This window comes from Frigoribacterium sp. PhB116 (assembly GCF_004364285.1).
Taxonomy (GTDB): domain Bacteria; phylum Actinomycetota; class Actinomycetes; order Actinomycetales; family Microbacteriaceae; genus Frigoribacterium.
On sequence record NZ_SOBE01000002.1, the window covers coordinates 415586 to 442096 of the forward strand.

24 protein-coding genes and 1 tRNA gene are annotated in these 26511 nt (G+C 73.1%); 10 read left to right on the top strand and 15 right to left on the bottom strand.

What is annotated here, in order from left to right:
* The first annotated feature begins 20 nt into the window (after positions 1-20).
* Entirely contained in the window at positions 21-3509 is a 3489-nt protein-coding gene (locus EDF20_RS08435; RefSeq protein ID WP_133738360.1) for a bifunctional proline dehydrogenase/L-glutamate gamma-semialdehyde dehydrogenase, read from the top strand.
* Positions 3510-3591: 82 nt separating this feature from the next.
* Here the strand turns inward: EDF20_RS08435 and EDF20_RS08440 are convergent, their stop codons facing one another.
* The 4 genes from EDF20_RS08440 to EDF20_RS08455 all read right to left on the bottom strand — a co-directional run bounded on the left by EDF20_RS08440 (position 3592) and on the right by EDF20_RS08455 (position 9073).
* Positions 3592-4575 carry an NAD-dependent epimerase/dehydratase family protein gene (locus tag EDF20_RS08440; RefSeq protein ID WP_133738361.1) on the bottom strand — a complete coding sequence of 328 codons (984 nt, stop codon included), beginning with the start codon at positions 4573-4575 and terminating at the stop codon, positions 3592-3594.
* Complete coding sequence (locus EDF20_RS08445) at positions 4572-7421, bottom strand: alpha/beta fold hydrolase (RefSeq protein ID WP_133738717.1); 2850 nt, start codon at positions 7419-7421, stop codon at positions 4572-4574. Before EDF20_RS08445 ends, EDF20_RS08440 begins: the two co-directional genes overlap by 4 nt.
* Before the next feature lie 5 nt (positions 7422-7426).
* Positions 7427-8389, bottom strand: a complete 963-nt coding sequence (locus EDF20_RS08450; RefSeq protein ID WP_194614453.1) for a 3-oxoacyl-ACP synthase III — start codon at positions 8387-8389, stop codon at positions 7427-7429.
* Positions 8390-8791: 402 nt separating this feature from the next.
* Positions 8792-9073 (bottom strand): hypothetical protein, encoded by a 282-nt coding sequence (locus EDF20_RS08455; RefSeq protein WP_133738362.1) that lies wholly within the window; start codon positions 9071-9073, stop codon positions 8792-8794.
* 90 nt (positions 9074-9163) lie between these two features.
* Between EDF20_RS08455 and EDF20_RS08460 the strand changes: the two genes are divergently transcribed.
* Positions 9164-9415, top strand: a complete 252-nt coding sequence (locus EDF20_RS08460) for a hypothetical protein (RefSeq protein WP_123547892.1) — start codon at positions 9164-9166, stop codon at positions 9413-9415.
* On the opposite strand, the gene EDF20_RS08465 is transcribed toward EDF20_RS08460, so the two are convergent.
* Together EDF20_RS08465 and EDF20_RS08470 are read right to left on the bottom strand one after the other, a co-directional pair.
* Positions 9412-10539: an FUSC family protein gene (locus tag EDF20_RS08465; protein WP_208292611.1), complete on the bottom strand. Its 1128-nt coding sequence runs from the start codon at positions 10537-10539 to the stop codon at positions 9412-9414. The genes EDF20_RS08460 and EDF20_RS08465 overlap by 4 nt on opposite strands.
* Positions 10540-10637: 98 nt before the next feature.
* Positions 10638-10711 (bottom strand) — tRNA-Thr (locus EDF20_RS08470).
* A 205-nt stretch (positions 10712-10916) separates the two neighbouring features.
* Between EDF20_RS08470 and EDF20_RS08475 the strand changes: the two genes are divergently transcribed.
* Positions 10917-11099 (top strand): hypothetical protein, encoded by a 183-nt coding sequence (locus EDF20_RS08475; protein WP_123547894.1) that lies wholly within the window; start codon positions 10917-10919, stop codon positions 11097-11099.
* Between the two features lie 64 nt (positions 11100-11163).
* Here the strand turns inward: EDF20_RS08475 and EDF20_RS08480 are convergent, their stop codons facing one another.
* Entirely contained in the window at positions 11164-11724 is a 561-nt protein-coding gene (locus EDF20_RS08480) for a nitroreductase family protein (protein ID WP_123547895.1), read from the bottom strand.
* The gene (gene msrB, locus EDF20_RS08485) at positions 11724-12152 is read right to left on the bottom strand and encodes a peptide-methionine (R)-S-oxide reductase MsrB (RefSeq protein WP_123548307.1); all 429 of its coding nucleotides are present in this window, start codon (positions 12150-12152) and stop codon (positions 11724-11726) included. The genes EDF20_RS08480 and msrB overlap by 1 nt, the downstream gene beginning before the upstream one ends.
* A 157-nt stretch (positions 12153-12309) precedes the next feature.
* Here msrB and EDF20_RS08490 point away from each other — a divergent pair, with 157 nt between their 5' ends.
* From EDF20_RS08490 to groL, 5 genes are all read left to right on the top strand, one after another.
* A complete protein-coding gene (locus EDF20_RS08490) occupies positions 12310-13272 on the top strand; it encodes a DUF2332 domain-containing protein (RefSeq protein ID WP_208292612.1) in 963 nt (320 codons plus the stop codon).
* 91 nt (positions 13273-13363) lie between these two features.
* Positions 13364-13657 (top strand): DUF3263 domain-containing protein, encoded by a 294-nt coding sequence (locus tag EDF20_RS08495; RefSeq protein ID WP_123547897.1) that lies wholly within the window; start codon positions 13364-13366, stop codon positions 13655-13657.
* 26 nt (positions 13658-13683) lie between these two features.
* Positions 13684-14274, top strand: a complete 591-nt coding sequence (locus tag EDF20_RS08500) for a LytR C-terminal domain-containing protein (RefSeq protein WP_123547898.1) — start codon at positions 13684-13686, stop codon at positions 14272-14274.
* 192 nt (positions 14275-14466) lie between these two features.
* Positions 14467-14670, top strand: a complete 204-nt coding sequence (locus EDF20_RS08505) for a cold-shock protein (RefSeq protein WP_123547899.1) — start codon at positions 14467-14469, stop codon at positions 14668-14670.
* Between the two features lie 134 nt (positions 14671-14804).
* Positions 14805-16424, top strand: coding sequence for a chaperonin GroEL (groL, locus tag EDF20_RS08510; protein WP_133738365.1), 1620 nt, complete (start codon positions 14805-14807; stop codon positions 16422-16424).
* A 538-nt stretch (positions 16425-16962) separates the two neighbouring features.
* Here groL and EDF20_RS08515 read toward each other — a convergent pair.
* The 6 genes from EDF20_RS08515 to EDF20_RS08540 form a co-directional block, all read right to left on the bottom strand.
* Entirely contained in the window at positions 16963-18723 is a 1761-nt protein-coding gene (locus EDF20_RS08515; protein ID WP_133738366.1) for a HAMP domain-containing sensor histidine kinase, read from the bottom strand.
* A 67-nt stretch (positions 18724-18790) separates the two neighbouring features.
* Positions 18791-19483, bottom strand: coding sequence for a response regulator transcription factor (locus EDF20_RS08520; RefSeq protein WP_123355366.1), 693 nt, complete (start codon positions 19481-19483; stop codon positions 18791-18793).
* A 102-nt stretch (positions 19484-19585) separates the two neighbouring features.
* Positions 19586-20155 (bottom strand): hypothetical protein, encoded by a 570-nt coding sequence (locus EDF20_RS08525; protein WP_133738367.1) that lies wholly within the window; start codon positions 20153-20155, stop codon positions 19586-19588.
* Positions 20152-21786 (bottom strand): DNA repair helicase XPB, encoded by a 1635-nt coding sequence (locus EDF20_RS08530; RefSeq protein WP_123547902.1) that lies wholly within the window; start codon positions 21784-21786, stop codon positions 20152-20154. Before EDF20_RS08530 ends, EDF20_RS08525 begins: the two co-directional genes overlap by 4 nt.
* 37 nt (positions 21787-21823) lie before the next feature.
* Positions 21824-23683: a helicase-associated domain-containing protein gene (locus EDF20_RS08535; RefSeq protein WP_133738368.1), complete on the bottom strand. Its 1860-nt coding sequence runs from the start codon at positions 23681-23683 to the stop codon at positions 21824-21826.
* 39 nt (positions 23684-23722) lie between these two features.
* Complete coding sequence (locus EDF20_RS08540) at positions 23723-24001, bottom strand: hypothetical protein (protein ID WP_133738369.1); 279 nt, start codon at positions 23999-24001, stop codon at positions 23723-23725.
* 92 nt (positions 24002-24093) lie between these two features.
* Here EDF20_RS08540 and EDF20_RS08545 point away from each other — a divergent pair, with 92 nt between their 5' ends.
* Both EDF20_RS08545 and EDF20_RS08550 read left to right on the top strand, forming a co-directional pair.
* Entirely contained in the window at positions 24094-24471 is a 378-nt protein-coding gene (locus EDF20_RS08545; RefSeq protein ID WP_133738370.1) for a cold shock domain-containing protein, read from the top strand.
* The gene (locus tag EDF20_RS08550; protein WP_243833422.1) at positions 24464-25264 is read left to right on the top strand and encodes a DUF3027 domain-containing protein; all 801 of its coding nucleotides are present in this window, start codon (positions 24464-24466) and stop codon (positions 25262-25264) included. Before EDF20_RS08545 ends, EDF20_RS08550 begins: the two co-directional genes overlap by 8 nt.
* Before the next feature lie 115 nt (positions 25265-25379).
* Here the strand turns inward: EDF20_RS08550 and serC are convergent, their stop codons facing one another.
* Positions 25380-26492 carry a phosphoserine transaminase gene (serC, locus tag EDF20_RS08555; RefSeq protein WP_123547907.1) on the bottom strand — a complete coding sequence of 371 codons (1113 nt, stop codon included), beginning with the start codon at positions 26490-26492 and terminating at the stop codon, positions 25380-25382.
* Positions 26493-26511 lie beyond the last annotated feature (19 nt).

The following is a 26511-nucleotide window of genomic DNA, read 5'->3' on the forward strand; positions in this document are numbered from 1 at the left end:
TCCGGACTTATCGTGACCGCATGACCACCATCGACCAGCCGGCCCGGCCGGCAGCTGCAGCCCTCCCGGAGTCGATCGGCGACGACGCCGTCGCCCTGGCCCGCCGCTGGGCGCACGAGGCGTCGTCGGCGCCCAGCACCGACTCGGCCCACCTGCTCGCGCAGGTGCTCAAGGACGAGTCGGGCCTCGCCTTCACCATCGGCTTCGTCGACCGCGTCGTCCGCCCGGAGGACCTCAGCGTCGCCGCCCGCAACCTGTCGCGCCTCGCCTCGCAGGTGCCCGCCTTCCTGCCCTGGTACATGCGCGGCGCCGTCAGGGTCGGCGGCGTCGTCGCCCCCGTGCTGCCCGGCGTCGTCGTGCCCGTCGCCCGGCGCGTGCTGCGCGGCATGGTCGGCCACCTCATCGCCGACGCCCGCCCGGCGAAGCTCGGCGCGGCGATCAGCAGCATCAAGGCCGAGGGCACGCGCCTCAACCTCAACCTGCTCGGCGAGGCCGTGCTCGGCGACGCCGAGGCCGAGCACCGCCTCGCGGGCACCCGAGCCCTGCTCGAGCGCGACGACGTCGACTACGTCTCGATCAAGGTGTCGTCGATCGTCAGCCAGCTCTCGATGTGGGCTTTCGACGAGACCGTCGAGCGGGTCGTCGAGAAGCTCACGCCCCTCTATGAGCTCGCCGCCCGCTCGCGCGAGCCCAAGTTCATCAACCTCGACATGGAGGAGTACCGCGACCTCGACCTGACGATCGCGGTCTTCACTCGCCTCCTCGACCAGCCGCAGCTGCAGGGCCTCGAGGCCGGCATCGTGCTGCAGACGTACCTGCCCGACGCCCTCGGCGCCCTGCAGGGTCTGACCGAGTGGGCGACCCGACGGGTCGACGCGGGCGGGGCGTCGATCAAGGTCCGCGTGGTCAAGGGCGCGAACCTCGCCATGGAGACCGTCGACGCCGTCGTGCACGAGTGGCCGCTCGCCACCTACGACACGAAGCAGGCCAGCGACACGAACTACAAGCGCGTGCTCGCCTGGGCCCTGACGACCGAGCGCACGCGAGCGGTCAAGATCGGCGTCGCGGGCCACAACCTCTTCGACATCGCCTTCGCTCACCTCCTCGCCGAGGCGCGCGGCGTCGGCGGCCGCGTCGAGTTCGAGATGCTGCTCGGCATGGCCGAGGGCCAGGCCGAGCTCGTCAAGGCCGACGTCGGCGGGCTGCTGCTCTACACGCCGGTCGTGCACCCGCGCGAGTTCGACGTCGCCATCAGCTACCTGATCCGCCGCCTCGAGGAGAACGCCTCGAGCGACAACTTCATGTCGGCCGTCTTCGAGCTCGCGTCGAACGAGGCGATGTTCGAGCGCGAGAAGGGCCGGTTCCTCGCCTCGCTCACCGACGTCGACGTCGAGGCGCCCGCTCCGCACCGCGTGCAGAGCCGGCTCGACGACGCGCAGGCGCTCCGGCCGCGCGAGGCCGGCAGCGGCTTCGACAACGAGCCCGACACCGACCCCGCCAAGGCCGACAACCGCGCGTGGGGCCGTGAGATCCAGCGTCGCTCGACCGACTCGGTGCTCGGCGTCGACCTCATCGAGCAGGCGCGGGTGACCGACTCCTCCGTGCTCGACGAGATCGTCGCCGGCGCGGTCGCGGCACAGCCCGCCTGGGCGGCACGAGGAGGCGCGGGCCGGGCCGAGGTCCTCCGTGCCGCCGCCGTCACGCTGGCCGCCCGACGGGCCGACCTGATGGAGGTCGCCGCGAGCGAGACCGGCAAGACCGTCGCCGAGGGCGACGTCGAGGTCAGCGAGGCGATCGACTTCGCCAACTGGTACGCCCACCTCGCCGAGGAGCTGGACGTCGTCGACGGCGCCGACTTCGTGCCCGAGCGCCTGACGCTCGTGACCCCGCCGTGGAACTTCCCCGTCGCGATCCCCGCCGGCTCGACGCTCGCGGCGCTCGCCGCGGGCAGCAGCGTCGTCGTGAAGCCGGCCGGCCAGGCGAAGCGCTGCGGCGCCGTCATGGTCGAGGCGCTGTGGGAGGCGGGCGTGCCCCGCGACGTGCTGCGGCTCGTCGACGTGGACGAGGGCGACCTCGGCCGCCACCTCGTCTCGCATCCTTCCGTCGACCGCGTGATCCTCACCGGTGCCTTCGAGACGGCCGCGCTGTTCACGAGCTGGCGCACCGACCTGCCGCTGCTCGCCGAGACGAGCGGCAAGAACGCCATCATCGTCACGCCGAGCGCCGACCTCGACCTCGCGGCCGCCGACGTGATCAAGTCGGCGTTCGGCCACGCCGGGCAGAAGTGCTCGGCCGCGAGCCTCGTGATCCTCGTCGGCTCGGTCGGCACCTCCGAGCGGTTCCGTCGCCAGCTGGTCGACGCGGCCTCGACCATGCGCGTCGGCTACCCGTCCGAGCCCACGACCCAGATGGGCCCGATCATCGAGCCTGCGTCGGGCAAGCTCGAGCGCGCCCTGACGACCCTGGGCGCGGGGGAGTCCTGGCTCGTCGCGCCCCGTCGGCTCGACGACAGCGGCCGTCTCTGGTCGCCCGGCGTGCGCGCCGGGGTGGCCGCGGGCAGCGAGTTCCACCTGACCGAGTACTTCGGCCCGGTGCTCGGCGTCATGACGGCCGCGACCCTCGACGAGGCGATCGCGCTGCAGAACGCCACCGACTACGGCCTCACTGCCGGGCTGCACACCCTCGACCCTGCCGAGCTGTCGACCTGGCTCGACGGCGTCGAGGCCGGCAACCTCTACGTCAACCGCGGCATCACCGGCGCGGTCGTCCGACGCCAGCCGTTCGGCGGCTGGAAGAAGTCGTCGGTCGGCGCCGGAGCCAAGGCCGGTGGCCCGAACTACCTCGTGCACCTCGGGTCGTGGACGCCGACGACGCTCGCCGGTGCTGCCTCGAAGGAGGCGCGGCCCGCGAAGCCCGTCGCCGCCGCCCTCCGCGCCGCGACCCCGTCGCTCGGAGCCGACGCCGACCTGGTCGCGGCGGCCGTCGCCACCGACGAACACGTCTGGGCCTCCGAGTTCGGCGTCGCCCGCGACGTCAGCCAGCTCGGGCTCGAGCGCGACCTGCTGCGCTACCGCCCGCTCGCGGTGACGGTGCGCGCTGCCGAGGGCGCCTCCCTCGCCGACGTGGTGCGCGTGCTGCTCGCCGGCCTCCGCTCGGGGTCGCCTTTCACGGCGTCGGTCGCCACGGCCCTGCCGGAGTCGTTCGTCTCAGCGCTCGGCCTCGGCGTCGGAGCGATCCGGGTCGAGAGCGACGACGCCTGGCACGACCGCGTCCGGGCGGGCGGGCTGCGGACCGAGCGCGTGCGCCTCGTGACGGGTGCTGCCGACGGGGGCGCCGCCTCCTCGGCCCTCTCTGACGCGCTCGGCGGCGACCCGGCCGTCGCGGTCTTCGCCGCACCGGTCACGCCGACCGGACGTCTCGAGCTGCTGCCGTTCCTGCGCGAGCAGGCCGTGTCGATCACGGCGCACCGCTTCGGCAACCCCGACGCCTGGAGCGACGCGGTCATCTAGCCCGGTCGGGATCGAGGTGACGCTCCGAGGGCGTCTCGTGTCGCAAGACCCCTGCGGAGCGTCACCTCGATCTCGCTGGTCGTCAGTCGGCGGGGCTGCCCGCGTCGTACCAGGCGGCCAGGCGGCGGAGGCCCTCGTCGACCGAGACCCCGGGCGTCCACCGGAGGTCGTGCTGCGTGCGTCGCTGATCGAACCAGTGCGCCGTCGAGAGCTGCTCCGCGAGGAACCTCGTCATGGGCGGCTCGTCGGCGCCGGGCCGCACGGCCCAGACGCGCTCGACGAGCGAGCCCGCGACCCGGGCGAGCCCGGCGGGCACGCGGAGGCGCGGCACCGGCGCGCCGCCCGCGGCGCAGATCCCCGCCATCAGGTCGGCGACCGTGCGCGGCTCCCCGTTGGTGATCACGTAGGCGCCGCCCGAGAGGGCGTCGACCCGCTCGAGCGCGGCGGCGATGCCCGAGGCGGCGTTGTCGACGTAGGTCGAGTCGATCAGGGCGGCCCCGTGGTCGAGCAGCGGCAGCCGCCCCTGTCGGGCCCGCTCGACGATGCGCTCGACGAGCTGCGTGTCGCCGGGGCCCCAGACCAGGTGCGGGCGCACGGCGACGACACGCAGGTCGTTCGTCGCGGCGGCGAGGGCGAGCAGCTCGGCGGCGGCCTTCGTCCCGGCGTAGTCGCCGCGTGCCCGCGAGGGGGACGCCGGCGCGGCGTCCTCGCCGACGATCGACGCGCCTCCGTGGGCCACCGAGGGCGACGAGACGAAGACGAGGCGGGCCACGCCGGAGGCGCGCATCGCGTCGAGCAGGGAGCTCGTGCCCCCGACGTTGACGGCCTCGAAGTCGGCGGGGTCGCCGGCCAGCGAGACCTTGGCGGCCAGGTGGACCACCGCCTCCTGCCCGTCGACCGCCGCCGCGACGGCCGCGGCGTCGGTCATCGAGCCAGCGACGTCGCGCACCCCGGCGACGCCCGACGGTCGACGCTGGAACGTCGTGACCTCGTGCCCGGCCGCCGCGACGGCCCGGGCGACCGCACCGCCGAGCAGGCCGCTCGCGCCCGTGACCAGCACCCTCACGGGCGGCGCATCCGTCCGCCCGACAGCACGGACGCCGCCCACGTCGCGAGGCGCGCGCGGTCGATCTTGCTGTTGTGGCGCACGTCGGTCGGCAGCACCGGCACGACGAGCACGGCGGCGACGCGGTGGCCGACGGCGTCGAGCACGGCCGCCCGCACGTCGGCGGCGAGGTCGGCGGCTGCGAGCCCGGGACGCCGGACGGCGGGGGATCCCTCGCAGACGACGACGACCTGCTGCGTGCCTGCCGGTCCGACGCCGACGACGGCCGCCCTCGCCACGCCGGCGAGCGACTCGACGGCCAGCTCGGCGGCGACCGGGGTCAGGGGGCCGGAGGCGGTCGTCACGACGTGCGGCAGGCGCCCCTCGACCCAGAGCCGGCCCTGCTCGTCGAGGTGTCCGACGTCGCCGGTGCGGTGCCACCGACCGGACGACCCGGCCGAGGAGGCGTCGGTCCCGACGGCAGCACCGCCCACGCCGGTCGTGTCGCCCACGCCGCGCACGCTGGCCCGGTCGGTCAGCCACAGCCGGTCGTACCCGTGCTTGAGGTGCGGCGCCGACACGACGATCTCGCCCGTGACGCCGACGGCGTCGGAGAACGCGTCGGAGGCGCGCCCCGCCTCGTCGAGCGGAGCGACGCGCACCTGGACGGTCGGCGCAGGCCGTCCGACGCAGACCCCGTTCGCCGACGGGTCGCTCGCGGCCTCGCGGACCTCGTCGAGCGTGACGTCGGTCATCAGGAGGCCCTCGGTCATGCCGTAGGGGGTGTGCGGCACGGCTCGCGGCATGAGGTCGCCCGCGGCGGCGAGCAGCGTCGTCGAGACGGGGGCGCCGGCCGACAGGAACGTCGACACCCCGGCGAGTGCCCGGCGACCGGCGTCGTCGAGCTGGTCCGCGGTGGCGACCACGTTGGTCAGCGCGGCGGGGGAGAGGAACACGACCGTCGCGTCGACCGCCTCGGCCGCCGCCGCGACGGCACGGGCGGTCAGCGTGCGGGGCGAGGTGACGTCCATGTCGGGCGTCACGCTCGTCGCGCCGAGCGCGGGGCCGAGCAGGGCGAAGGGGGCGAAGCCGGCGACGAGGCCGGTGCCGGGTCCGACGCCGTACCGGTCGGCGAGTGCGTCGCGCAGCGCGGTCAGCTGGCCGTGCCGGTAGACGACGCCCTTGGCGGGCCCCGTCGAGCCGGACGTGAAGAGGATCGCGGCGGGTGCCTCGGCCGCGGGCGGCTCGGGCAGCTCGGCCATCGCGGCGTGGGCACGACGACCGAGGGCGGCGATCTCGGGCAGTGAGGTCTCGACGCCGAGCGAGCGGGCCAGGACGGGCGAGAGGCGCTGGGTCGAGACGACGCGTCCCGGCCAGCCGAGGGCGCGTGCAGCGGTCAGGCCGGGCAGCTGGCCGATGACGTGGTCGGGCCAGGCGCCGCGCACGGCACGGGTGAGCCCGCGGACGCCGAGCCCGGCGTCGGCGACGACGACCACGGCCCCGATCCGCACGCAGGCGTAGAGCACGGCGGTGAGCTCGGCCCCGGGCTGCACGAGCAGCGACACCCGGTCGCCCGGTCGCACGCCGTGCTTGCGGAGGCCGAGCGCGATCTCGTGCACGCGTCGGCTGAGCAGCCGCCAGCTGACCCGGCGGGGGCCGGAGCCGCGCGCGGCCCCGTGCGGCACCATCTCGAGCAGGGCGGCCTCGGGGCTGTCGGCCAGGGAGTCGAGGTGCGACCAGAGCGGGCGGTCCTGGGCGGTGCCGGGCGCCTCCTCGGCGGTCGTCGCCGCCGTGCCTCGCGGGTCGGTGGCCATGGGCGCGGGGGTCGTCGCCACTGCACCGTCGCCGGTCGAGGCGGCACGGCCGTCACCGGCCGAGGAGGCGCGGGTCGGCCCCTCGGGGAACCGGTCGCCCAGCCAGGTCAGCACGGCAGCCGCGTAGTCGACGTCCTCGGCGATCATGTGCCCCGCGCCCTCGAAGCGGTGCACGTCGGCGTGCGGGAGGCGGTCGGCGAGGTCGTCGAGGTAGCGATCGCCGAAGATCGGGTCGCGCGGTCCCCAGAGCATCAGGCTCGGCACCGTGAGGTCGCGCAGGGCGGCGGCGATCCGGTCGAGCTCGGCGCGGCTCGGGTGCTGCTGGCCCGTGGGGATGTCGGCCACGAACCCGCCGACGCCGCCACGGCGCGCAGCCGACAGGTAGGGCGCGCGGTAACCGGCACGGACGGTGTCCGTGAGCCGCGGGTGGGCGAGCCCGAGCGTCACGTCGATGAACCCGGTCGTCGCGACGGTCGCGCGCCCGAGGACGCCGCGGGCGAGCGTCAGGCGGAGGGGCGCCGGGATCGGCTCGTCGGCCGGCTGGTGGATCGCCGTGTTGAGCATCGTCACGGCTGCGAGCTGGCCGGGGTGGTCGACCGCCCAGCCCATCGAGACGACGCCGCCCCAGTCGTGTCCGAGCGTGACGACGGGGCCGTCGAGGCCGAGCTCGGCGGTCAGCGCGGCGAGGTCGGCGATCCGCTGAGGCAGCCCCCGCTCGACGCCGGTCCGCTCCGAGAAGCCCATGTCGAGCTGGTCGACGGCGACGACCCGCCACGCGGGCCGGCCGGCCGCGGCGGCCTCGGTCGCCTGCGCCACGAGACGACGCCAGAGATACGACCAGGTCGGGTTGCCGTGCACGCAGAGCACGGTGCCGACGGGATCCGCCCCGAGTTCCTCGAGGGAGGCCGCGTTGTCGAGGAGGTGCCACGTGCGCTCGACGCGCTCGGCGCCTCCTGCAGGCACGGTCACCAGTCGCGACCACGACGGGTCGAGGCCGTCGAGCCCGGCCGGGGGGAGCGTCGCGGGCGACGTCGCCCGCGCGGCCGAGGGCAGGCGACTCACCAGGCGAGCTCCATCATCGCGGTGTTGATGCCCGAGCCGACGCCCATCAGCAGCACGCGGTCGCCCTTGGAGAGGGTGCGCGACTCCTCGACGAGGGTGATCGGGATCGAGGCCGGGCCGACGTTGCCGAGGGTGGGGTAGGTGAGCGGGACGCGCTTGCGGTCGATGCCCGCGGCCTTGACGAAGGCACCGGTGTGCACGTCGCTGACCTGGTGCATGATGTAGCGGTCCATGCGCTGCCAGTTCCAGTCGCGGGCCGCCTCCTTCCAGGCCGAGACGACGAGCTCCATGCCGCGCTTGAGGAGGGCCTTCGCGTCGGTGAACATGCCGTCGACGCTGCCGACGCAGAGGTCGTAGTTCTCGGTCGCCGCACGGGTGACGCCGCCGAGGATGCGGTGCCCCTCGGGGTGGCGGTCGGCACGGCCGATCACGGCCGCCGCGGCGCCCGAGCCGAGCGTCAGGCTCGCGAACTCGCTCATGAAGTCGTCGCGCTCGTAGCCCTTGGTCAGGAGGCGGTCGATGGTGTTGACCTGGACGTCGTCGGCGTCCTCGCCGTCGATGATCACGGCGTAGTCGATCTGGCCGGCGTCGATCAGCTGCGCGGCGAGCGTCATGCCGTTGACGAAGCCCAGGCACGCGTTCGCGATGTCGAAGTTCGTGGCGGACGAGGGCAGCCCGAGACCGTGGTGCAGCCGGACGGCCACCGAGGGCTCGAGGTGCGGCCTCGTCACGGAGGTGTTGATGAGCAGGCCCACCTGGTCGGGCCGGACGCCGGCCTCGGCCAGCGCCCGCTTGCCGGCGTCGATCGCGGCCTCGTCGAAGCTCTGGCCCTCGGCCCAGTTGCGGCGCTCCTCGACGCCGGCGACGCGCTGCAGCAGGCCCGTGGGCAGCTTGAGGCGCTTGAGCACCGGGCGGAGCTTCTCGTCGATGCTGGCGGAGGTGGTCACGCGGGTCGCCATGGTGCTCGCGACGCTGAGCAGCGCGACGTTGCGGTGGCGCGTGGTGGCGTTGCCGGCCCCCACGGCGGGGACCGCGGTGCCGTCGTCCCGTGCGGCCGCGGAGGCGGCACCTGCCTCGCGCTCGGCAGCGTCGGCCTCGAGGGTCGCGTCGTCGGCTCCGAAGAAGGCGGCGTCGGTGGGCGCCGCGCCTGTCGTGGCGTGTCCTGTCAACGGGACTCCCTGTCGAATTGTCTCGGGCGTGTGCACCGGCTCGGGCGACGAACGGTGGTCGTCGGCAGCCGGGAGATCGTGAGCACCGGTCGGGTGCATCGGTCGAGTTTACGGCGCAGTTCTCTGTGCGGTTGCCAGGATCGCGGGGCACGAACATGCCCTCGCGAGCATGTCTCGAGGGTCGGAGAGGTGTCAGCTGTCCGGGTCGCGCGGCAGCCGGACGATGCGGCGACGACCTCCGAGGGTCCACCAGACGACGTCGACGACGGCCCAGGCGGTCACCGCGACGGCGGCGACGAGCAGCAGCACGGCGACGACGGTGAGGCTGCCGCCCCCGACGAGCAGGCTCGTGAGGATGCTGGCCGCGAGCAGCCCGGCGGAGAGGACGGTCACGACCGGCCGCACGAGGCCGCCGTCCTTCGTCAGCAGCCAGTTCGGGACGTCGGGGTCGACGCGCACCTGCCTGGTCCTCACGATGGCCTCCTGTGTCGTGCCGCGCGGCGGCGTGCGTCTCGCCGTCCGGGGGCGCCCCGGTCGAGGATACGTCCTCCCTAGACTCGGACCATGAGCGAACTCCGCCGCCCCTGGTTCACGCTGACGAAGACCGGCACCGTCCTGCCTCCTGTCTTCGAGATCGTCCTCGGCGTGCTCGGGCTCGTCGTGCAGCTGCTGACCCTCACCTCCGGCGGGCCGGTCGAGACGATCACGCTGATCGTGTCCGTCGTCGCCGTGCTGCTCATCGCGCAGGGCGTCGCGGACCTCGTCTGGTGGTCCCGGGGCGACCGTCGGGCGCGCGCCCAGGCTGACGCCTCCTAGACGGGCCTGGCCGACGTCCCGTCCGACGCCGGCGTGCTGCGGAGCCGGTGCGTCGCGAGGAGCACCAGCACGACGATGCCCACACCGATGGCCGTGTCGGCGCCGCGGGCCGCGATCAAGGCCCCCACGTCGACGGGCCCGCCCCCGATCGCGGGCATGCCGAGTGCCATCGGCGTGATGAACACCAGGGCCAGGCCGTAGTTCCGCGCGACGACGAGCTCGGTGGCGAACTGGAGCACCCCGAAGGCGACGACGAGCGCGACGGCGCTCGGCTGCAGGACCAGCAGCAGGGCCGCGAGGCCCAGCCCCACGACCGTGCCGAGGAGGCGGTGGCCGGCTCGCAGCAACTGGCCCGACGTCGCGCGCCCCACGACGGGCACCACGGCGGAGACCATCGCCCAGTACGGGTTCTGCAGCCCGAGCCCGACGCTGAGGAGACCGGCCGCGAGCGAGGCCACGAGGCAGACGCCGGCGTGCAGGAAGGCGCGGCGCAGGTCGACGGCGACGACGGGACGCCCGACGCCCCGGGCGCCGGGCTCGGCGAGGGCCCGCCGGCCGGAGCGGCGGACCAGGCCGACGAGCGAGGTCGCGAGGGCGAGCAGCACGCTCAGGGACGACACGACCGCCGCGGCCCCGATGCTCGCCGGCTCCGCCGGCACGAAGGCGCAGACGCCGAGCCCGAAGACCGGGAAGAGGGGGCCGGGCGGGTTCCAGCCGCGCACGTCCGCGACCACGGAGGCCGCCCCCGCCACGAGCGCCACGACCGGCACCAGGGCCACGGCGGGCAGCGCCGCCGCCGAGAGCGCCGTGCCGAGCACGACGACCAGGACGAGCAGCGCACCCGCCTCGAGCTGCATGCCGAGGCGCTGCACGCGTCCGAGTCCGCGGCCGAACGCCGAGGCGAACGCGCCGAAGGTCGCGTAGGGCGCCCACTCCGCGTGCCCGATCGCGACGAGCACCGCGAGCGGCAGCACGACCGAGACGGCCACGCGGAGGGCGGGCAGGTGGGCGCCGTCGTGCGGCCCCACGCGCAGCAGGTCTCGGGGCCGGGGGAAGGGGCTGCCGGAGGCGGCGGCGGGCGGGCGGGACGGCACGGTCGAGAGGTCCTCTCGTCGGGAGCGCACGTCGTCGGGTGCTGCGGGGCGGGGCGGGGTGACAGGGTGAGGGCTGAGGCGGCACGGGGAAGGCCCCGCCTCGCCGAGGGGCGGGACGGGGCCGGGGGAGCCGCCTGTCGGATTCGAACCGACGACCTTCGCTTTACAAGAGCACTGCGCTACCGGACTGCGCCAAGGCGGCGGGCGGGACCATCTTACCGATCCGACGTCCGACAGGCGACGGGCGAAGGCGACGGACGAGGGCAGCGAGCACGGGCCGAGGCACGGCTGGCGGCCTGCACGCCACGCAGGATTGGCGCAGACCCGGCGCAAGTGGTGAAGTAGGAGCTGCAGCGACCCGTGCGGTCGCGCCCGGTCGCCCCGGGCACCGACCACGAGGAGCTCCCATGACCAACGTCCTGACCGCCATCGGCTCGATCATCCTGCTGCTCGCGAGCTTCGCGCTCTTCGCGTACTCGTTCGGCCAGGACGAGCCCAACGCCTTCGTCTTCTTCGCGGGCATCGTGCTCATGACCGGCTCGTTCTGGCTGCCGATCACCGTCGTGGGGCAGAGCCGCAAGTCCTGGTAGACGCAGCCTGGTAGTCCACAGCCTGGTGAGCACCGCCTGCCAGCCGCAGCCTGTCTGCTGAGGCCTAGGCCGTCGCCGAGCCCGGTGCGCTGACGAAGCGCCCGGGCTCGAGCAGCTTGCGGGGCTTCTCGTCGCGCTCGGTCCGCCCGCCGACGTAGAGCCAGCCGAGCAGCTTCTCGTGCGGCGCCAGCCCGTGGGCCCGGTGCACCGCCTCGTGGCGGGTGTCGGTGCCGGTGCGCCAGAACACGCCCCAGCCCTCGTCGTCGAGCACGAGCGACAGCAGGTGTGCGACGCCCGAGGCGACGCTCTCCTGTTCCCACTCGGGAACCTTGCGGCTCTCGACGGGCGACAACACGACGGCGAGGACGAGCGGCGCCCGCAGGGCCTTCTGCTCGAGCTTCTCGGCCGACTTCCCGTCGGCACCGCTCGCCTCGGCGAGCCCTCGACCGATCAGCAGACGGTCGTCGCCGCGCAGCTCGATGAGGCGCCACGGCCGCAACGACGAGTGGTCGGCCACCGTCGCGGCCGCCTGCACGAGCTCGAGCAGCTGCTCGTGTCCGGGCGCCTCGTCGGTCACCTTCGAGCGGGACCGTCGCCGGCGGGCAGCGTCGGCGACGGCGCCCATCAGGCCTGGGCCTGGTCGCCGGCCGAGGTGCCCTCGGCCTTGAAGTCGAGCGAGATCGAGTTCATGCAGTAGCGGTCGCCGGTCGGGGTGCCGAAGCCGTCGGGGAACACGTGGCCGAGGTGCGACCCGCAGGTCGCGCAGCGGACCTCGGTGCGGACCATGCCGAGCGAGTCGTCCTCGATCAGCTGGACGGCCTCCGGGTCGACCGACTCGTAGAAGCTCGGCCAGCCGCAGCCGCTGTCGAACTTGGTGCCGCTCTTGAAGAGCTCGGCGCCGCAGGCGGCGCAGGCGTAGACGCCGGCACGGCTCTCGTCGAGCAGCTCGCCCGTCCACGGCCGCTCGGTGGCCGCCTGGCGGAGCACCTGGTAGGCCTGGGGGTCGAGCTCACGACGCCACTCTTCGTCGGACTTCTCGACCTGGTACGACACGGGCTCGTTCGCCATGGTGCACTCCTCTGCGTCAGGGGGGACTCGCAGGCGTCGGGGCCTGCTCGTCGGGGACTCTCCATTGAACACCGCGCCGCCGACGCCCATTCCGCGCCGCCGCCTCCTCGGGGCTGCCTCCCAGGGGTGCGAGACTCGGCCGGTGACCCCGCCGCCGACCCTGTCCGACCGCTTCGCCGCCTACGCGGACGCCGTCCTGCTCGAGGGCTCGCCGACCTGGGCGTCCGCGGCCCGGGGCGTCGCCGCCGACGCCGAGGTGCTCGCGCTGGTCGAGCGAGCCGAGGAGGCGCGGCGCCAGCCGGTGCTCGTGCTCGCCGTCGCGAGGTGGCTGGGCGCGCCCCCCGGCCCCTGGCCTGAGCTGCGGCGCTGGCTGCTCGACCACCCCGACCGGTTCCTCGACGAGCTCGGCCGGCGGCTCACGCAGACCAACGACGTGCGGCGCACCAGCCCCGTGTCGCTCGCCCTCGCCCGGGTGGAGGGGCCGGTGGCCCTGCTCGAGGTCGGCGCCTCGGCCGGCCTCGGCCTGCTGCCCGACCGCTACGGGCACCGCGCGGGCGACGTCCGCTGGGGCGCCCCGGACAGCCCCGTCCAGCTCGAGGTCGTCGTGCACGGCGACCTCGGCGAGGTTCGGCTGCCCGAGGTCGTCTGGCGCGCGGGACTCGACCTCGACCCGCTCGACGTGCTCTCCGCCGAGGACGTGGGCTGGCTCGAGGCGCTGCTCCCGCCCGGGGCGACGGGCCGGGCCGCCCTGCTGGCGCAGGCCGTCTCGGTGGCCGCCGACGCGCTTCCTCGGGTCGAGCGGGGCGACGCCGTCGACGACCTCGTGCGGCTCGCGGCCGAGGCTCCCCGGGACGCGACGCTCGTCGTCGTCTCGACCGGCACGCTCGTGTACCTGCCCGGACGCCGTCGGCAGGAGTTCGTCGACCTGGTGCGCGGCCTGGGTGCGCGGTGGATCTCGTACGAGCGGCGGGGCCTGCTGCACGACGTGCCGGTCGTCCTGCCCGACGGGGTGCCCCCGGACGAGTCCTTCGCCGTGCTCGCCCTCGACGGGCGTGCGCTGGCGGTGGGCGACGCCCACGGCACCCGCCTGTGGACGACCGGCTGACGGCTGTGGGCGGACCGGCCGAACCGCCCTGCGCCTCCCCGGCTGCTCCGCCGCCCGCCCCTAAGCTGGCCGGGACCGAGAGGGCGGGGCAGTGAGCGACGAGGGCAGCGGCAGCGGGGACGTGCGCACGAGCGCGCTGTCCGAGCGCGACCGTGCCCTGCTCGACTTCGAGCAGCGTGCCCCTTCCTCGTCCGGACAGAAGGAGGCGGCGGTGCGGCGCGAGCTCGGCCTCACGACCGCGCGCTATCAGCAGATGCTCGGCTCCCTCCTCGACAGACCTGCTGCACTTGCCTACTCGCCCATGCTCGTGGGGAGGCTCCTGCGACTGCGCGAGGAGCGCTCGCGGGCGAGGGCCGCCCGCTCGTTCGGGCCGACCGACCGCTGACCCACACGGAAGACCGACACCACACCATGGCGAAACACCCCCGCGACCGATTCGACGAGGTGCCCGGCGACCTGCACAGGGTCGGGGCCCACCGAGCCGTGGCACGGCGAGGTCGCGGCTGGGTCGTCTTCGCGTGGTGCGCCCTCGCGGTCGGCGTCCTCGTCGGCGCGGGCGTCGTGTACCTCGGCGTCGCGAACGACAGCTTCCAGTTCGTCTCTCCGACCTCCGACGAGACGGCCGAGGCCGGGTCGGAGACGCCGGCCGACGACGCGACGGACGGGACCGCCGCCCCCACGACGCCGGCCGAGACCGTCGCCCCCGCCGACCCGGCGTCCGTCGACCCCGACGTCACCACGATCACCGTGCTCAACGGCACGACGACGAGCGGGCTCGCGAGCAGCGCGTCGCTGGCGCTCGCCGAGACCGGCTGGACCGTGGCCGGCCAGGGCAACGCCGACGGCACCGTGCCCTCGACGATCGTCTACTACGCCGACGCGGCCGACGAGGCCGTGGCCCGCGGCGTGGCCCGCGACCTCGGCGCGACCACGGTCGAGCTGAGCGACGCGTTCCCCGACTCGTCGGTGACCGCGGTGCTGGGGGCGGACTACGCGCCCTGAGGCGCGCCTCCTCGTTGCCGTCCCGTTGCGGCCGTGTTGCCGCCTGGTTGCGGAACGTGTGAATTCGTCACTTCTGACGGGTTAACCCTGCGCCCGGGCCTTCTGCGGGCCTGCGTGCCCTGGCTAGCATCTGGTCCCGGCACTGGCACCACCGCACGCGCCGCACCAGAGCACAGCAAGGGGAACGACACCATGGCACAGGGCACCGTCAAGTGGTTCAACGCGGAGAAGGGCTACGGCTTCATCACCGTGACGGACGGCGGACAGGACGTCTTCGTCCACTACTCCGCCATCGACATGAACGGCTACAAGGTCCTCGAGGAGGGCCAGGCGGTCGTCTTCGAGGTCGGCACGGGCGACAAGGGGCCGCAGGCGGAGAGCGTCCGCCTGGCCTGACCCCTGCCGGGCGTCATGAGGTGCGGGGCTCACTTGCACTCCATAGGTGAGAGTGCCAGAATCGTCCCTGGCACTCGCCGTTGGTGAGTGCCAATGCTTCTGCTTCATGACGTCCGGGAGGGACGAGGAAACACATGGCTAAGATCATTGCTTTTGACGAAGAGGCCCGTCGTGGCCTCGAGCGCGGCCTGAACATCCTGGCCGACGCGGTGAAGGTCACGCTCGGCCCGCGCGGCCGCAACGTCGTGCTCGAGAAGAAGTGGGGCGCCCCCACCATCACGAACGACGGCGTCTCCATCGCCAAGGAGATCGAGCTCGACGACCCGTTCGAGAAGATCGGTGCCGAGCTCGTCAAGGAGGTCGCCAAGAAGACGGACGACGTCGCTGGCGACGGCACCACCACCGCCACCGTGCTCGCCCAGGCGCTCGTCCGTGAGGGCCTCCGCAACGTCGCCGCAGGCGCCGACCCCATCTCGCTGAAGCGCGGCATCGAGAAGGCCGCCGCCGCCGTCTCGGCCCAGCTCCTCGCCGACGCGAAGGACATCGAGACCAAGGAGCAGATCGCGGCCACGGCCTCGATCTCCGCCGCCGACCCCACCATCGGCGCGCTCATCGCCGAGGCCATCGACAAGGTCGGCAAGGAGGGCGTCGTCACCGTCGAGGAGTCGAACACCTTCGGCACCGAGCTCGAGCTGACCGAGGGCATGCGCTTCGACAAGGGCTACCTGTCGCAGTACTTCGTGACCGACCCCGAGCGCCAGGAGGCTGTCTTCGAGGACGCCTACGTGCTCATCGTCAACTCGAAGATCTCGAACATCAAGGACCTCCTCCCCGTGGTCGACAAGGTGATCCAGAGCGGCAAGCAGCTGCTCATCATCGCCGAGGACGTCGACGGCGAGGCGCTGGCGACCCTGGTCGTCAACAAGATCCGCGGCATCTTCAAGTCGGTCGCCGTCAAGGCCCCCGGCTTCGGCGACCGTCGCAAGGCCCAGCTGCAGGACATCGCCATCCTCACCGGTGGCCAGGTCATCGCGGAAGAGGTCGGCCTCAAGCTCGAGAACGCGACCCTCGACCTGCTCGGCCGTGCTCGCAAGGTCGTCATCACCAAGGACGAGACGACCATCGTCGAGGGCGCCGGCGACCCCGAGCAGATCGCGGGCCGCGTCCGTCAGATCCGCTCCGAGATCGAGGCGACCGACAGCGACTACGACCGCGAGAAGCTCCAGGAGCGCCTCGCCAAGCTCGCCGGCGGCGTCGCCGTCATCAAGGCCGGCGCGGCCACGGAGGTCGAGCTCAAGGAGCGCAAGCACCGCATCGAGGACGCCGTCCGCAACGCGAAGGCAGCCGTCGAGGAGGGCATCGTCGCCGGTGGTGGCGTCGCCCTCATCCAGGCCGGCAAGACCGCTCTCGCCGAGCTCCACCTCGAGGGCGACGAGGCGACCGGCGCGAACATCGTGCGTGTCGCCATCGACGCTCCGCTGAAGCAGATCGCCTTCAACGCGGGCATGGAGCCCGGCGTCGTCGCCGACAAGGTCCGCAGCCTGCCCGTCGGACACGGCCTCGATGCCGCGACCGGCGAGTACGTCGACATGATCGCCGCCGGCATCATCGACCCGGCCAAGGTGACCCGCTCTGCCCTGCAGAACGCCGCCTCCATCGCTGGTCTGTTCCTGACCACCGAGGCCGTCGTCGCCGACAAGCCCGAGCGCAACCCGGCCCCGGCCGGCGACCCCTCGGGCGGCATGGACTTCTAGTCCGCGACCGCACCAGTCACACCGCAAGGGCGGCTCTCCTCCGGGGGAGCCGCCCTTCGGCGTTCCCGTGCGTGCGGACGCTCTTCCGCAGATGCCGACCGAGAGGTGTCTTCGCGCGTCCGGACAACGGGAGAAGCCGTTCTTGTGAGCGTGCAGGTCGGCTTCTGCGGGGACTCGGCTGTGCGCGTGTGCGCGGAAGCCGCAAAACCCGACTGCAGCGTGCTCGGAGGCGCCGCGGTACCCGGCTTTCCCGGTACAGCAGGCTCGCCGGTCGGCATTTGCGGACTCCCCGAAATTTGAGAGTGATCCGCGTGCGGCGTCGGTCTCCGTGCAGGAGGCGCGGCGCCGGTCAGGCGGATGGCTCGCGGATCACGGGTGGGCGCGTGCGCAGAGAAGGGCCGCGGCTGCGCCGCACCGCTCTGAGAGGCGTGGGACCGCAAAGCGAGAGTGATCCGTGCGGCGCAGGCCTCGGTGAACGGCCTCTGCGGCGTTCGGACGACGGATCAAGCGCAAATTTCGGGTACGACCCCGGCAGCGACTAGGAGGCGGGCGTCGTGGGCGGCTGGTCGGCGGCAGGGGCGGCCGTCGTGGCAACTCCAGCAGCACCGCCCGCGCCCGCGACCTCGGGGAACAGCGGCAGTGCGACCCGGAAGGTCGCACCGCCTCCGGGGGTGTCGAACACGTCGACGCTGCCGCCGTGCGCGGACACGATGCCGGAGACGATGGCCAGGCCGAGGCCCGAGCCGCCCGTGTCGCGGGTGCGCGACGAGTCGGCACGCCAGAAGCGCTGGAAGATCTTCTCCCGGATCTGCGGCGGGATGCCCTCGCCGTGGTCGACGATGTCGATCGTCGCGACGCCGCGGCCCGGGTCGGACTGCACGGCGAGCTCGATCGGGCTGTCGTGCTCCGTGAAGCGCATCGCGTTGCCCATCAGGTTCGTGATCACCTGGCGCAGCTTGTTCTCCTCGCCGAGCACCACGGCCGGCGCCTGCGGGCCGTGGCCGGACAGGTCGCCCGTCTGCCCGTCGTCCACGGGATCGCCCGCCCTGACGGCACGGGCCCGCAGGCCACGGAGGCGCGCGAGGGTGGCACCCGCGAACGAGATCGCCCCCGTCGACCCGGGCGGCACGGCTGCGGCGTCGTCCGGCGCGGCAGGGACGGCGGCGACCGGTGCCTCATCCGCAGCGTCGCCGACGACCGGGTCGTGCACGACCACGGCGATGTCGCGGTCCGGGTTGGACGCCATCGTGTCGAGGGCCGAGTCGCGGGCGATGGCGACCAGGTCGACCGGGCCGAGCTCCAGCGGCTTCGACTCGTCGAGACGGGCGAGCGCGAGGAGGTCCTGCACGAGGACGCCCATCCGGATCGCCTCCTTCTCGATGCGGTCCATGGCCTGGGCGACGTCCTCCGGCTTGGTCAGCGCGCCCATCCGGTAGAGCTCGGCGTAGCCGCGCAGGCTGACGAGCGGGGTGCGGAGCTCGTGGCTGGCGTCGCCGACGAAGCGCCGCATCTGGTCGATGGTCCGTGACCGGTCGTCGAAGGCCGAGTCGATCCTGCTCAGCATCGTGTTGAGCGAGCGGTTCAGCCTGCCGACCTCGGTGTTGGGCGTCGTCGAGTCGAGCCGCTGGCTGAAGTCGCCGTCGGCGAAGCGGGCGGCCGTGGCCTCGACGTCGCGCAGGGGAGTGAAGGTCGACGTGACGAGCAGTCGGGTGAGGGCGGCGCCGAGCACGATGACCGAGACGCCGAAGCCCAGGAAGATGCCGCTGAAGCGCCCGATGACGGCGTTGGTGCTGGCGAGGTTGGTGCCGGTGACGATCGTCGCGTCGATCTGCTCGACGACGCCGGTCGTCTGGTCGCGCTGCGTCAGGGTCTTGTCGAACGCGTAGATGCGCCACTGCTGGTCGTGGTCGGAGTTGTAGACGCTCATCGGCTCGGCCGTGGTGCCGGCCGTCGGGAGGTCGACAGCCGAGAGATCTGGCCCGGTGCCGCCCTGCAGCTCGTCGGCGTTGTCGCAGATGCGCGTGCCGTCCTCACGGAAGAGCGCGACGAAGCTGCTGCTCGTCGCCCCGAAGGTGACGGTGCACGACTGGGCGTTCGTCGCGCTCGGCGAGGCACCCGTGAAGCTCTCGGCCGCCGACTTGAGCGACAGGTCGACCTGGCCGTAGAGGTACGTGCTGAGCACCGTCATGGTGCCGAGGCCCGCCACGAGCAGACCGAGGGTCACCAAGGTGACCGTGATCCCGGTGATCTTGGTGCGGATGGAGATCTCGTTCCACCACTGCGACAGGCGTTCGTGCATGAGAAGCGAAGATACCGGTGGCGCCTGGGAGCCGAGGCTCCCGGGCGCCACCGGTGATCGTTCCGCGTCAGGCCTTGGCGGCCTTGAGCATGTAGCCGAAGCCGCGCTTCGTCTGGATGATCGGCTCTGCCGAGAACTGGTCGAGCTTGCGGCGCAGGTACGAGATGTAGCTCTCGACGATCCCGGCGTCGCCGTTGAAGTCGTACTCCCACACGTGGTCGAGGATCTGGGCCTTCGACAGCACGCGGTTGGGGTTCAGCATGAGGTAGCGGAGCAGCTTGAACTCGGTGGGGCTGAGCTCGATCGCGGTCTCGCCGATGGTGACCTCGTGGGTGTCCTGGTCCATGGTGAGCTCGCCGGCGCGGATGATCGCGTCCTCGTCCTCGTTCATGGTGCGGCGGAGGATCGCCTTGATCCGGGCGACGATCTCGTCGAGGCTGAACGGCTTCGTCACGTAGTCGTCGCCGCCGACGGTGAGGCCCGTGATCTTGTCCTCGGTGTCGTCCTTCGCCGTGAGGAACAGGATCGGCGACGTGTAGCCCGACGAGCGGAGGCGCTTGGTGACGCCGAACCCGTTCATGTCGGGGAGCATCACGTCGAGGATGATCAGGTCGGGCTCTTCTTCGAGGACCGCGGAGATCGCCTGCGCGCCGTTGCCGACCGCTCGCACGGCGAAGCCGGCGAACCGGAGGCTGGTGGTCAGCAGGTCGCGGATGTTGGGCTCGTCATCGACGATGAGAATCTTGGGGCCGTCGCTCATGGCCCCAGTATCTGTCCGCGCCCTCGGTGTTTCCTGTGAGTCATGAGTGCGCCGACCGCGTGCGAGCAGCGAGCGCGCCGTCAGCGAGCCGTCAGCCGGCCGTCAGCGACCCGCGTCGTCCCACTCGGTGTTCGGCACGAGCGCGATGCGCGTCGTGAGCTCGAGCAGCTCGTCCGGCACCGCGAGCGTGAAGGCGACGCCGTCGCGCTGCTCGAGCACGGCCGTGTAGCCGGAGGCGCGGGCGATCTCCCATCCCGGGAACCGCTCGACCGGGGCCGTGACGACCCGCGCCTCCTCGGCGTCGTCCAGCTCGCCGAGCGCGCTGAGGCCCGCGTAGAGGTGGTCGACGACGGGGGAGCCCGCGAGCAGGTCGCTGCGCTCGAGGACCTCGGGGTCGCGGGTCCACGTCACGACGCTCAGGCTCGCGCCGGCGTGCAGGCCGCCCTGCACCTCGTACGTGCGCTCGACCGCGACGACGACCGTGTCGTCCCACGGCGCGGTGCGCGAGCGCTGGCCCCGGTACTCGACGGCCTCGTGGTCGAGGGAGGCGACCAGCGGCCCGAAGGCCGCCCACGGCGACTGGTCGGCCAGGAACACTCGGCGCAGGCCGTCGCGCCAGAGCTCGTCGTCGCCGAGGGGGACGTCGCCGGGCCCGAGGTCGGGCGCGCTCACGCGGCCAGCACCGGGGAGTCGAGGATCGTGTAGCTGTAGCCCTGCTCGGCCAGGAACCGCTGGCGGTTCTGCGCGAAGTCCTGGTCGACCGTGTCGCGGCTGACGAGCGTGTAGAACGACGCGGGCAGGCCCGACTTCTTCGGCCGCAGCAGGCGCCCGAGCCGCTGCGCTTCTTCTTGCCGCGAGCCGAACGAGCCGCTGACCTGGACCGCGACCGTCGCCTCCGGCAGGTCGACCGAGAAGTTGGCCACCTTCGAGACGACCAGCACCTTGATCTCGCCCGAGCGGAAGGCCTGGAACAGGCGCTCGCGCTCGTCGATCGGCGTCGCGCCCGTCAGGGTCGGGGCGTCGAGGACCTCGGCGAGCTGGTCGAGCTGGTCGAGGTACTGGCCGATCACGAGGATCTGCTCTCCCTCGTGCCGCTCGACGAGGTGCTTGACCACGTCGAGCTTGGCCGGCGCCGTCGCGGCGAGTCGGTAGCGCTCGTCGTCGGGGGCGGCCGCGTACTCGAGCCTGTCCTGCTGCGGCAGGTCGACCCGGACCTCGAAACAGCTCGCGGGCGAGATGTAGCCCTGCGCCTCGATCTCCTTCCAGGGAGCGTCGAAGCGCTTGGGCCCGATCAGGCTGAACACGTCGCCCTCGCGGCCGTCCTCGCGCACGAGGGTGGCGGTGAGGCCGAGGCGGCGGCGCGCCTGCAGCTCGGCCGTCAGCTTGAAGACGGGGGCAGGCAGGAGGTGCACCTCGTCGTAGACGACGAGGCCCCAGTCGAGGGCGTCCAGCAGCGACAGGTGCGTGTACTTGCCTGCTCGGCGGGCGGTGAGGATCTGGTAGGTCGCGATCGTGACCGGCTTGACCTCCTTGACGGAGCCCGAGTACTCGCCGATCTCGTCCTCGGTCAGCGAGGTGCGCTTCAGCAGCTCGTCGCGCCACTGCCGTGCGCTCACCGTGTTCGTGACGAGGATCAGCGTGGTCGTGCCGGCGGCGGCCATCGCCCCGGCGCCCACGAGCGTCTTGCCGGCGCCGCAGGGCAGCACCACCACGCCCGAGCCGCCCGAGAAGAACTCGTCGATCGCCTGCTGCTGGTAGCCGCGCAGCTGCCAGTCGGTCTGGTCGAGCTCGATGGCGTGCGGGGTGCCGGGCGTGTAGCCGGCGTGGTCCTCGGCGGGCCAGCCGAGCTTGACCAGCTGCTGCTTGATCTCGCCGCGAGCCCAGGGGAGCAGCTCCCACACCGTGTCGCTCCGGCGGATGCCGAGCAGCTCGCCGATCTTCTTGACGCGCGTGACCTCGCGCAGCACGGCGTCGTCGGTGCCGCGCAGAACGAGCGTCTCGCCGTCGCGCTCGATCACGATCCGCCCGTAGCGGGCCACCGTCTCGGCCACGTCGACCGTGACGCTCTGCGGCACGGGGAACTTGCTGTACTTCTCGAGCGTGCCGAGCATGTCGTCGGCGGTGTGGCCCGCCGCGCGCGCGTTCCAGAGGCCGAGGCGCGTGATGCGGTACGTGTGCACGTGCTCGGGGGCGCGCTCGAGCTCGGCGAACACGCTCAGGTCGTGGCGCGCGTCCTCAGCCTGAGGGTGCGCCACCTCGAGCAGGACGGTGCGGTCGCTCTGCACGATCAGGGGGCCGGTCATGAGGGTCGAGTCTAGGCGCGCCCTGCCTGGGTGCGACTCAGGCCGAGCTCGACACCGAGACGACGTGCGACAGCGGCAGCGTGCGCTCGACGTCCGACTTCTTGTCGCGTCCGCGCACGCGTCCGCCGCCGACGCCCGTGGGCTCCATCTCGAGCTGGCTCGTGCTGCCGTCGGGCATCGCGATGGCGATCGTGACGGTCAGGCGGCCCTTGACCGCGGCGTCGAGCTGGCGGGTGATCCAGGCGCGGTCGGTGGTCTCGCTGCTGGCCTCGCTGCCCGCGGTGAGCCGCTCGACCATGTCGCGCACCGCGTCGCGCGGCGGCACGGGCGTCGGCCGGTGCAGGCGACGTCGCGCCGGGGGAGTCGCCTCGCCGCCGTCGTCGACCACGACGACCGGGTACCGCTCGTCGCTGAGGGCCCAGAAGACGGTGTCGCGGTCGAACGTCGTGGCGACGCGCCCGGCGTCCACCCGCTGCAGCGCCAGGGGCGCGAGGGCGTGGTCGACCTCGAGCGTGTCGACGCTCGCCCGCTCGTCGGAGCTGACGACCGTGACCGCTCCGGCAGGCAGGTCGGCGCTGCCCACCACGCGCTCGACCCGGTACCGGCCGTGCCGCTCGGCGGACTGCTGGAGGAGGTAGTCGAGCGGCTGCGGGACGCCGGTGAGGCTGATGCCCTCGAGGAACGACCGCAGGCTGTCGGCCGTCTCGCCGGCGGTGAGGGCGCGCTGGATGCCGCCCTCGGTGATGCGGTAGGTGGCGGCGAGGCCGGCGCTCTCGACATCGGCGATGACCCGGAGACGGGCGTCCAGCCCCGGGGCCAGCGGGCCGGGCGCGACGACGGTGAGGTCGTGCTGCAGGTAGACCTGCTCGATGGCGTCGGGCAGCAGGTCGGCCACGCGTGCCCTGGCCGCCTCCGGCCCCTCGCGCAGCAGCGAGATCGCCGCGCGGGTCGGCGCCTGGCCGCTCGTCAGACCGAGCAGCTCGGCCGCCCGGGCGAAGACCGCGAGGCGCTCGGGGATCCACGCGTCGCCGGCCGGGTAGGCCCAGCGCGCGTACTCGGACAGCGGCTCGCCCCACGAGGTCTCGACGCGCTCGTGCAGCACCGCGAGGATCTCGGCGGGCAGCGAGGCGAGCCACGCTCGGGTCAGCGACTCCCAGCGGTCGGGCCACGAGGAGGCGAGCCAGGCCGCCGCCTCCTGCGTGCTCGCGACGCCCTCGGGACCGGCGGCGGCGAGGCCGGCGCGGGAGGCGATGGCCACGACGGTCGGGACGTCGTCGACGTCGAGACGGGCGGCCTCGGCCAGGCGCCGCACCTCGGGCAGGGCGAGCCCGCCCTTGGCCAGCTCGCGGGCCGGCGACCGGTCGAGCGCGCGGAGGATCTCGGCGACCTCGATCACGACGGCGTAGAGACGCTCGGCCGACCGGGCGTCGGTGGCGTCGCGGTCGACGTCGGCCACGGCCTCGAGCACGACGGGCGGGTGCTCGGCGCCCAGTCGGCCGGGCGAGAGCGCCGGGTCGTCGTCGAGCCGGTCGCCGACGCCGTCGAGGGTGCTGATGCTCGCGGTCGGCCCGTCGCCCTGGCGCACGACGAGGAACAGCTCGACGAGGTGGTCGACCGCGACGGCGACGGCGCCCCGACCGATGTCGAAGACCGCGTCGAGGCGGGCGACGAGGGCGTCGAGGTCGCCCGGCGTGCGGGCGGCGTGCAGCACGAGCAGCTCGGTGCGGTCGAGGTGCGACAGCGCGTCGCGCACCGACGAGGGGTCGAGCAGCGTGTCGGCGAGGTCGAAGGCGTCGTTCACCGAGGAGGCGCGGAGCAGCCGGGCGGAGAGCAGCCGGACGAGGTCGTCGGGCGCGGAGGAGCGGAGCACGCCCGCGAGGTCGAGTGCACTGGACATGGGCATGGCCTCCTGGTGGTGAGCAGCGCGGTGCTGCGTCTACCGTGTGGTGTCGCGACTCGCCCTGCTGCGACGGACGACCCCGACCACCACCGACGCGATGATGAGCAGGATCGCGAGCGGCAGCCCGATCAAGGGGAGGATCGTGACCATCGGCCACGCCCCGCCCGAGTAGTCGTCGACGCCGACGACCTGGCCCACGAGCCGCGCGACGAACGCGGCGATCGAGAGCCCGACGATCGTGACCATCATGACGATCAGCACGCGTTCAGTACGATGGACGCCCTGAGGTGCGTTCTGCTCGTTCTTGTCTGCCACCTCCACAGGATAGTGGCTGACCGCCGGGCAGGGCGGTCCCGCACCTCGCGTCCTTGCTCAGGACGCACCCCCACACCACGAGGAGTCACATCGTGCCCACCGGCAAGGTCAAGTTCTACGACGACGAGAAGGGCTTCGGCTTCATCAGCAGCGATGACGGCCAAGAGGTCTTCCTCCACGCGTCCGCGCTGCCCGCCGGCACCGTCGGCGTCAAGGCGGGCACCCGCCTCGAGTACGGCATCGCCGACGGCAAGCGCGGCGCGCAGGCGCTCTCCGTCCGTGTCCTCGAGGCCGCCCCGAGCCTCGTCAAGCGCAACCGACGCAGTGCCGACGACATGGCCGTCATCGTCGAGGACCTCGTGAAGGTGCTCGACCAGGCCGGCGGCGACCTGCGCCACGGCCGCTACCCGCAGAACGGCGCCAAGCTCGCCGTCCTGCTGCGCACCGTCGCGGACCAGTTCGATGCCTGACGCCGCCTCGATGCCTGACGCCGGCTCGACGCCCGACGCCGCCGGGACGCCCGACGGTGCCGCGACGCCCGACGCCACCTCCACGCCCGCCGCGGCGACGGACGGGCCCCGCACGTCGCCGTTCGCCGGGCTGGCCCGCACCGCCCTGCTCGAGATCACCCCCGACGAGACGATCGGCGCCGAGGCGCCCCCGGTCGACGAGGTCGACGGCGTCGTGTCCGTCCGCTTCGCGACCCTGCTGCCCGGCTACCCCGGCTGGTTCTGGACGGTCAGCGTCGCCCAGGTCGAGGGCTCCGAGCCCACCGTCCTCGAGGTCGAGCTGCTGCCCGGCGACCACGCGCTGATCGCGCCCGACTGGGTGCCGTGGGCCGACCGCCTCGCCGAGATGAAGGCGCAGGAGGCGGGCGACGCGGACTCCGAGGACGACGACGAGTCGGACGACGACGACGACGACGACGACGACGAGGACTCGGACGACGACGACGACTCGGGCGAGGACGACGACTCGGACGACGACGACGAATCGGACGACGATGACGACGACTCCGACGAGGACGACGGCCCACGGCCCGTCCACGGCGGCGACGTCGACGGCGTCGACATCGACGACCTGGACGACGAGGACGACTCCGACGAGGACGACTCCGACGACGAGGACTCCGACGGCGACGACTCCGACGGCGACGAGCCCGTCGTACCGGCCGCGCACCTCGAGGCGGACGCCGACGACGACTCGCGCGACGGCGACTGGGACGGCGAGGACGAGGACCCGCTGCCTCGTCGACGTCGCTGACCTGGCCGACGCGGCCCGCGCCTCCTCGGCTCGGTCCTGCTGACGTCCGGCGCTGCTGACGCACGGAGGCCCCGACACCTGCTGGTGTGGGGGCCTCCTGCGTGCGGGGCGGTGCCTAGAGGGCGCCGACCACGTGCTCGATCGAGCGGATCAGCTGGCGCACGTCGTCGGGCTCGATGGCCGTGAAGGTCGCGACCCGCAGCTGGTTGCGGCCGAGCTTGCGGTACGGCTCGGTGTCGACGATGCCGTTCGCGCGGAGGGTCGCGGCGATCGCGGCGGCGTCGATCGACTCGGCGAAGTCGATCGTCGCGACCACCTGCGAGCGGTGCGTCGGGTCGACGACGAAGGGCGTCGCGTACTCGGAGGCGGTGGCCCAGTCGTAGAGCGCCGACGACGACTCGCGGGTGCGCGCGTCGGCCCACGAGAGGCCGCCGTTCTCGAGCATCCAGCGGGTCTGGTCCTCGAGCAGCAGCAGCGTCGTGAGGGCTGGGGTGTTGAGCGTCTGGTCGAGCCGGGAGTTGTCGACGGCGTTCTTGAGGCTGAGGAACTCGGGGATGTACCGACCGCTCGCGGCGATCCGCTCGATCCGCTCGATCGCCGCGGGCGACATGAGGGCGAACCAGAGGCCGCCGTCGGAGGCGAAGTTCTTCTGCGGCGCGAAGTAGTAGACGTCGGCCTGCGAGGCGTCGAAGTCGATGCCGCCCGCGGCGCTCGTGGCGTCGACGACGGTGAGGGCGCCCGGGTCGCCCACGACGCGGGTGACCGGGGCCATGACGCCGGTCGAGGTCTCGTTGTGCGGCCAGGCGTAGACGTCGACCCCCTCGACGACCTCGATCTGGCTGAGCGAGCCGCCCTCCGCGGTGCGGACGACGGGAGCCTCGAGCCAGGGGGCGGCGACCGCCTTCGCGAACTTGGAGCCGAACTCGCCGAACGACAGGTTCTCGGCGCGCTTCTCGACGAGCCCGAACGCCGCGGCGTCCCAGAACGCCGTCGACCCGCCGTTGCCGAGCACGACCTCGTAGCCGTCGGGCAGGCGGAAGAGGTCGGCCAGGTCGGCGCGGACGCGGCCGACGAGCTGCTTCACGGGGGGCTGGCGGTGCGAGGTGCCGAGGATCGTGGCGCCGGCGGTGACGAGGTGCTCGAGCTGGGCGCCCCGGATCTTGGACGGGCCGCAGCCGAAGCGCCCGTCGCGGGGGAGGAGGTCAGTGGGAATCGAGAGGTCCGCCATGGCACGATCCTAGTGACGC

Bases quoted from the DNA above. Each gene is read 5' to 3' on its own strand.
- EDF20_RS08480 (WP_123547895.1), bottom strand. From the start codon at position 11,724: ATGGGCGCCGTCGCCGACGCTGCCCGCCGGCGACGGTCCCGCTCGAAG.
- EDF20_RS08460 (WP_123547892.1), top strand. From the start codon at position 9,164: ATGAGCGAACTCCGCCGCCCCTGGTTCACGCTGACGAAGACCGGCACC.
- EDF20_RS08505 (WP_123547899.1), top strand. From the start codon at position 14,467: ATGGCACAGGGCACCGTCAAGTGGTTCAACGCGGAGAAGGGCTACGGC.
- EDF20_RS08435 (WP_133738360.1), top strand. From the start codon at position 21: ATGACCACCATCGACCAGCCGGCCCGGCCGGCAGCTGCAGCCCTCCCG.
- EDF20_RS08500 (WP_123547898.1), top strand. From the start codon at position 13,684: ATGGCGAAACACCCCCGCGACCGATTCGACGAGGTGCCCGGCGACCTG.
- EDF20_RS08520 (WP_123355366.1), bottom strand. From the start codon at position 19,483: ATGAGCGACGGCCCCAAGATTCTCATCGTCGATGACGAGCCCAACATC.
- EDF20_RS08530 (WP_123547902.1), bottom strand. From the start codon at position 21,786: ATGACCGGCCCCCTGATCGTGCAGAGCGACCGCACCGTCCTGCTCGAG.
- EDF20_RS08475 (WP_123547894.1), top strand. From the start codon at position 10,917: ATGACCAACGTCCTGACCGCCATCGGCTCGATCATCCTGCTGCTCGCG.
- EDF20_RS08550 (WP_243833422.1), top strand. From the start codon at position 24,464: ATGCCTGACGCCGCCTCGATGCCTGACGCCGGCTCGACGCCCGACGCC.
- EDF20_RS08450 (WP_194614453.1), bottom strand. From the start codon at position 8,389: ATGGCGACCCGCGTGACCACCTCCGCCAGCATCGACGAGAAGCTCCGC.
- EDF20_RS08535 (WP_133738368.1), bottom strand. From the start codon at position 23,683: ATGTCCAGTGCACTCGACCTCGCGGGCGTGCTCCGCTCCTCCGCGCCC.
- serC (WP_123547907.1), bottom strand. From the start codon at position 26,492: ATGGCGGACCTCTCGATTCCCACTGACCTCCTCCCCCGCGACGGGCGC.
- EDF20_RS08515 (WP_133738366.1), bottom strand. From the start codon at position 18,723: ATGCACGAACGCCTGTCGCAGTGGTGGAACGAGATCTCCATCCGCACC.
- groL (WP_133738365.1), top strand. From the start codon at position 14,805: ATGGCTAAGATCATTGCTTTTGACGAAGAGGCCCGTCGTGGCCTCGAG.